This window comes from Fulvivirga sp., assembly GCF_040218215.1.
GTDB lineage: Bacteria > Bacteroidota > Bacteroidia > Cytophagales > Cyclobacteriaceae > Fulvivirga.
The window spans coordinates 82,779-88,908 of record NZ_JAVJQL010000003.1 but is presented as its reverse complement, the minus strand read 5'-3'; the positions used below and the strand labels follow the sequence as shown (position 1 = coordinate 88,908).

Genomic DNA, 6,130 nt, shown 5'->3' with positions numbered 1-6,130 from the left:
TCCCATTCCGAACAGAGAAGTTAAGCCCATCAGCGCCGATGGTACTGCAATAACATGTGGGAGAGTAGGTCGTTGCCAGCTTTTATAATCTAAAACCCTTTTCAGTATCACTGGAAAGGGTTTTTTGTTTTAAACTCTTTTATTATCGCGATTTAAGAATAAGATGTCTGTTTTTTAGGAAGCCTAATTGTTTAGGAACCTGCGGTTATGCAGTATATTAAATCGGAGTTCAGGTAGTTTTCAGTGATATAAATTAAATCGGTCTCTGAAAATTTTTTAATCTCCTGGAGATAGTTGTGATAGTATTTATAAGTTAGGTTTGACAGGTGAATACCCTTGAACTTATCACTTAAAGAGAGTGGTGAACTTAAGTCTGATTGAAAGGAGCCAAGCAGGTGGTTTTTGACTAAACTAAGTTCATCTTTAGAGTTAAATCCATTTTTTAGCTTGTCTATCTCTTTTGTTATTTCCTCAATGGCCAATTCTTTATCCTTACCATTTACATCTGAACCTATCACAAAGTAAGCAGCATCATTGAAAGTGACAATACTAGAATAGATTCCATATGTGAGGCCTTTTTCCTCACGAATATTACTCATAAGCCTAGAGCCAAAATAGCCACCAAGCAAATGGTTTGCTATTAGAAGCTTATGGAAATCAGGAGCTGACTTCTGTAGCGTTCTTTTTCCAATTCTGATTGAAGTTTGAATTGAGTTCTCCAAAGGAAAATGACTTGTTAAGCTCTTTTGATCAGAAGAGGTATTTAAGCTTAATGGTTCAATAATATTTGAACTATGTGCAGCAGATCCAAAATAACTTTTGATGCTTGATTGTAGATCTGAAGAAATATTGCCATTGATAATTATCTCAATGTTTGAAATATAATTTTGGTATGCTTCTGACAAATCATTAGCAGATAAAGATTTCAGGTCATCTTCCTTAATTATTTTACCATATGGGCTATCTGAACCTAAAACCGACTTCCTGAAATTTTTACTAGCTATTATGCTGGTCTTTTTATTTTGTGTTTTTAAACCTGCAATTAAAATATTCTTATGAAGTTCAATCTCGCTCTCAGGAAATTTCGGAAGATAGACAATTTCATAAATAAGAGGCAGCAGCGATTCCAGATGTTTAGTGAGCGAATAAACTGTGACTATTGAATAGTCAAATGACGAGCTTACCTCCAAAAAAGCACCTTTTTCTGCAAGTTGATTTGTAATTTCTTGAGCTGTATAACTTTTGGTTCCGGATTGGAGTGTTTTACTGATCAGAAAACTGGTACCAACTTTGACATCAGTTTTACTACCCCCATTTCTCAATACAATTTCTAGTTTAACGACAGGCTGCGAAGTGCTATTAAAAACATGTATCGGCATACCATTTCCCAAATGGGAAGTCTCTGGTTCTGGAATTGTTATATCCGGAAATTGAAATTGAACAGGAGGGCTTTTCCTATCCAGCATATTAATCAGTGACTGAGTCTTCTTCTCTTTTATTCTTATCAAAATTGAAAAGTATAGAGAACCTTAATGTTTCAGCTAAAGGGTGCTCTTGTTCGCTAGGCACAAGGTAAGCGAAATCAATGCCGAAGACCTGATATCTAAAGCCTAAGCCCATGGTCAAATATCTTCTGTTACCTTTTTCATCTGACTCCATAAAGTAGCCAAGCCTTGCAGCAAAAGTATCGTTATACCAATATTCTGCACCTGATGATATTGTCACTTCTTTAAGTTCTTCAGATGCTCCATCTTCTGCATCTGAGAATGAGCCGAATATTCCGCCAAGAAGAGACTTGTCATTTTCGCTATTATCAAATTGTGGGCTGGGAACTAAGAGTTTGTTCAAATCAAGGGCAAACGTCAGTTTATTATATGGATCAAGGTTAGTTGTAAAGGCTGAACCTAATCTTAGATTAGTAGGGATGAAATCTCTGTTATTTTCATCACTGTAAGTCAATTTTGAACCAATATTTGAAATAACTGCTCCTAAGGCCAGATTGGAGTTTGTGCCACTAAGAAGTAAATCTTTTGAGTAAAAAACTGCTATATCAGCTGCTACGCTGTTACCTGGTTTAGCATCAGCTCCACTAGTTGGGTTTGACGAGGTGAAATTTCCTGTAAGGTTGGAATGGATATATCTGGCCGTTATACCAACACTTAATTTTTGAGAAAGCATTCTGCTATATGTAGCATCTACTGCTACCTCTCGAGGATTAAAATCCCCTGTACTGTTTCCATCATTATCTGTAAAGAAGATTTCCCCCAAATCAAAATATTTCATAGAAACAGCTACTGCCTGCTCTTTAGCAAATTTGTAATAGCCGGAAAGATAATTCACGGACATATCATTGATGATTTTTCCTAACCACGGAGTATATGATAATGAAAAACCAACATCTTTATTTATAAATACAAGTTTAGCAGGATTCCAATGCACTGAATTAGCATCTGCTGAAGTGGCAACACCGGCATCTCCCATGCCACCTGCTCTAGCATCTGGGGTGATGGTTAAAAAAGGTACCGCTGTAGTAATTACTCTTCTCGTTGAATCTTGTCCAACCAACTGGGCAGACACAGAAGTGTACGATACTGTTATAACAACAATTATTAAAAGTTTAAACAGTCTTTTCATTAGAAGTTGTTTAGCCAACAAATTTACTTAATTAATGAGAATAAGTTTTTTATATTCCTGATTTTTTGCCCCATCTCGAATAGAACGAAGAGTAAGCCGATAAACGTATATCCCTGCGTCCAATTTTTGTCCAAATGAATTTTCGCCATTCCACTCGTACAGATCAACTATTGACGGGCTATTTTCTATATTAAAATCCGCTGAAAAAACAGTGCCGCTAATAGGTGAGATAATGTCTAGTGTAACTGCCACATTTTCACCTGACCTATTATGTTCAAATCTAAAATTAGTAGAGTTGTTAAATGGGTTGGGATAGTTGCTAAGGTCATAAATTACAACGGAGTTGGGGTCTGCTACAGTAAAGTTAATCTCAGCTTCTGAGGAGTTATTATAGGTGTCCCAGGCCTTCAGCTTTATTTTATGGGGACCTTTTTCAAGGTCTGAAATAGGGAACAACAGTGTGCCGCTTTCGAAAGAATTGATGTCTGCTCTATAGTAGTTGTTAAGGACAAATTCTTCTGAATCATCTAAGATCGCAATTATGCTATTTCCTGTTCCAAATGGAGAAATATTGATGCCGTTTTCATCTGACAGCTTTGCAAACAGAAAAGTATTATGGCTAACCTGATTCAGGTTGTTATTCAGCGAATCGCCAATGAATAATTTAATTTCAGGGTCTTTGGTATCATTATTAGTTACTGGATTTTCTGAACTACCTATTTTCAAATCTATATCAGAGCCATTAGCATCGTCTATACCATTATAATCATAAGCATATAGGTTTATCTTACCCAGTCCGACTTCATAAGAGATGCTTTTTGGCACAACGAAATTAAGGTCGAATTGTCCATTAGTAACTGTAGATTTTCCTCTAAATATTGCATTTTCATTAGACATATAGCTGAACGGGGGGTTTTCATTTCCTAAAGTGGTTTTCTTTACCTGCTTGTCAAAAATAACAAACGACACTTCCCCATTGAACTGACCGTCAAGTTGATTGCTGGATGATCTGATTTCCCCTGACATTTTGATTCTACTTAATGCTTTCAAAGTATCTAGTTTTGAAGTATTGTCATTGATAGCAGTAATTACAATGTCTTTATTAGGGTATGATAATCTTGTAGTGGGATCACCAAGTAAAGAAAAATTTCGGTTACCCACTTTGTTGAAGTCTGTCGCCAGGTTTGTACTGGCGTTTTTGGTCAATCTAAATATATCTCCCAGCCTCAGATATTCGCCATTTTCTTTACTATAAACCACTTCATAAAATGCCTTATTCAATGCAAAATTAGAGCTTGAACTAACTGGTCTGCATGTACTCACTATTGCAATTCCTCCACCTTTAGCGTTGGTCAAAACAAGCTCCCCACCTGATATTCTTCTTGGATCATCGTGTCTTCCAAATTCGCAAGTGGCCGTAACAAAAAGAGGAAGTCTATTGATATTATCCCACTTTTCGATCTGAACTATATCAAGTACTTGCTCCTGCATCCACCCATTTTCACCACCATGACCAGTGAAGTTTACTATTAGTGCACCTTTTTCCACGGTTTCGTCCAATGCTTTACTAGCTGATGGAGCGCTTTCACCACTTGCTTTGGCAACCTGAGGGAAGGCATCCAGATAGAATTTGTTAGAATTAAAAGCAGAGAACGTTGTGTCAATAAATACTGAAAGTTCTTCAGCTTGTCTTTGATGAGTATTAAAATCACCATCATCAGCCACCAACACAACATCATTCCTCCAATCACCAATTGTTGCTGCATTAGAACTATAATTAATGATTTTATCTACAACTCCTTTAGCAATAGCTGCCGTAGTAACTGGTAATCTACCTATGCCAATATCCATGGTGTGATTTCCTCCATTCTCCTCAAGCCACTCTCCTTCATGGTCTTCCATAAAACCATAATAGTCATCAGAAATATATGAATCCAAAGGATGTAAGGAGTTTCTGGATTCATAAACAGGGACATAGTTCGTATTGTTATTAATTACATTTTTATAATCATACGACCCTCTACCAAATAACAAAAGATATTTTATACTGCCATTGTCATAAAGATATTTGGCATAGTTTCTAATGGCTGTAGGGTCTTGTTTTCCACTTGAAAATTCATTGTAAATATGATTAAGCCGTACCACTTTACTGTTAATACCATCATTTTGCATTCTAAAGTTTGCTAACCTCACTGCCTCACTGTAGAAGTTGTTATGTGCTACTATAATAAACTCAGCATCAGTATGTGCCTTTATATTTTGATTATCTATGGAGATGATGTTCGCTGGCACTAAATTGCTTTCAGTTTTATTTATGGCAACAAACTCCTTTAGGCCACGAGTTTCTGCCCCAAATCTTATGGTCGAACCTTCAAGTGTATAAATCTGATTTGAAGGCAGACTGCGGTCTGAAACATCCCAAACTAAAATATTATTATTACCATTTGAGATGTTAAATGTGCTATTGGCATTGTCACCACTTTCTATTGAGCGGAATAAAAAGGCAGAATTGTTATAGCTTAATGGCTTTTTAACCTCAATTAAAAGGTTGTTTAAAAAACCAATCGATTGGCCACTAGCGGCCTTTTTAAAGGTTAATCCAACCTTGACATTTCCATCAGAAGCTAACTCTGAATCTGATGTAAAAGTTGCAGTTGATTCTTTGCCCTTTATCCTATAGCGATTTACATTTTGAGTAAAGTCTAGAACAGTTTCAATAGGAGTGTTGCCAAGGACGGTACCGTTTACTGCGATATCAAAACTGGAAGGCTGAAATGACTGCGCCATTAAATTGGCTGTTACTTTTATTGAAGAATTTGCAGCTAGTGTTCCAAAATTAAAATCATATTCCATATTGGTTGTAAGATCAAACCTATCTGAATACCATTCCCTTCCTGAGGCAAGCAGATTGTATTTTTCAATTTCATGGTACTTGAAGTCATCATATGAATTGATAGCCGGAAAGTCATTACCTAAGTTTTCCTGGCTTTGTATTCTTAAGCCGTTAGCACCTGATGAAGTGATGTAGTAATAATTTTCGTCTGCATAAGGGTTATGGTTATAGGTCAACTCTGAGCCATCGTAGGTGTAGCTATCACCATCATCTGCATAAAAAAGAATATAATCACCTGGGTTGAATTTTCCGTCCGCCTCGCCTTCTACCCAAATGGCTAATTGCTGAGGGTCATTGAACCTGGTATCGGCCAAAGATTGAGCCAGAGATCCACCTTTAAGGCCATAAATCTTGAGTGTACGCGGATTGATGTTGTCAACATTTAAACCTGCACTTTTCAAATAATCATAAGTGAGTTTATATACTCCTCGCTGATCTATTCTCATTTTAAACCATTGTCCACTATCAAATACTGAAGATTGTGACAACAGATTAGCTGCAGAAGATGATAAAATGATTAAAACCAGAAGTAGACGTCTTGGCATGAAGTATTATTTCACTTGTAATAGCTAAGAAACAACATAATAGGATGAAACGTTTCTA

General features: G+C 36.5%; 3 protein-coding genes and 1 rRNA gene. 1 reads left to right on the top strand and 3 read right to left on the bottom strand.

Going from position 1 to position 6,130, the window contains the following annotated elements:
* A 5S ribosomal RNA gene (gene rrf, locus RIB54_RS00980) occupies positions 1 to 81 on the top strand; the annotation flags it as partial.
* Positions 82 to 191: 110 nt separating this feature from the next.
* On the opposite strand, the gene RIB54_RS00975 is transcribed toward rrf, so the two are convergent.
* From RIB54_RS00975 to porU, 3 genes are read right to left on the bottom strand one after another with little or no spacing between them, the layout of a single operon-like run.
* Positions 192 to 1,508 carry a M16 family metallopeptidase gene (locus RIB54_RS00975; RefSeq protein WP_350098886.1) on the bottom strand — a complete coding sequence of 439 codons (1,317 nt, stop codon included), beginning with the start codon at positions 1,506 to 1,508 and terminating at the stop codon, positions 192 to 194.
* Positions 1,468 to 2,634 carry a type IX secretion system outer membrane channel protein PorV gene (gene porV / locus RIB54_RS00970; RefSeq protein ID WP_350098885.1) on the bottom strand — a complete coding sequence of 389 codons (1,167 nt, stop codon included), beginning with the start codon at positions 2,632 to 2,634 and terminating at the stop codon, positions 1,468 to 1,470. The genes RIB54_RS00975 and porV overlap by 41 nt, the downstream gene beginning before the upstream one ends.
* A gap of 27 nt (positions 2,635 to 2,661) precedes the next feature.
* Positions 2,662 to 6,072 carry a type IX secretion system sortase PorU gene (gene porU / locus RIB54_RS00965; protein WP_350098884.1) on the bottom strand — a complete coding sequence of 1,137 codons (3,411 nt, stop codon included), beginning with the start codon at positions 6,070 to 6,072 and terminating at the stop codon, positions 2,662 to 2,664.
* Positions 6,073 to 6,130 lie beyond the last annotated feature (58 nt).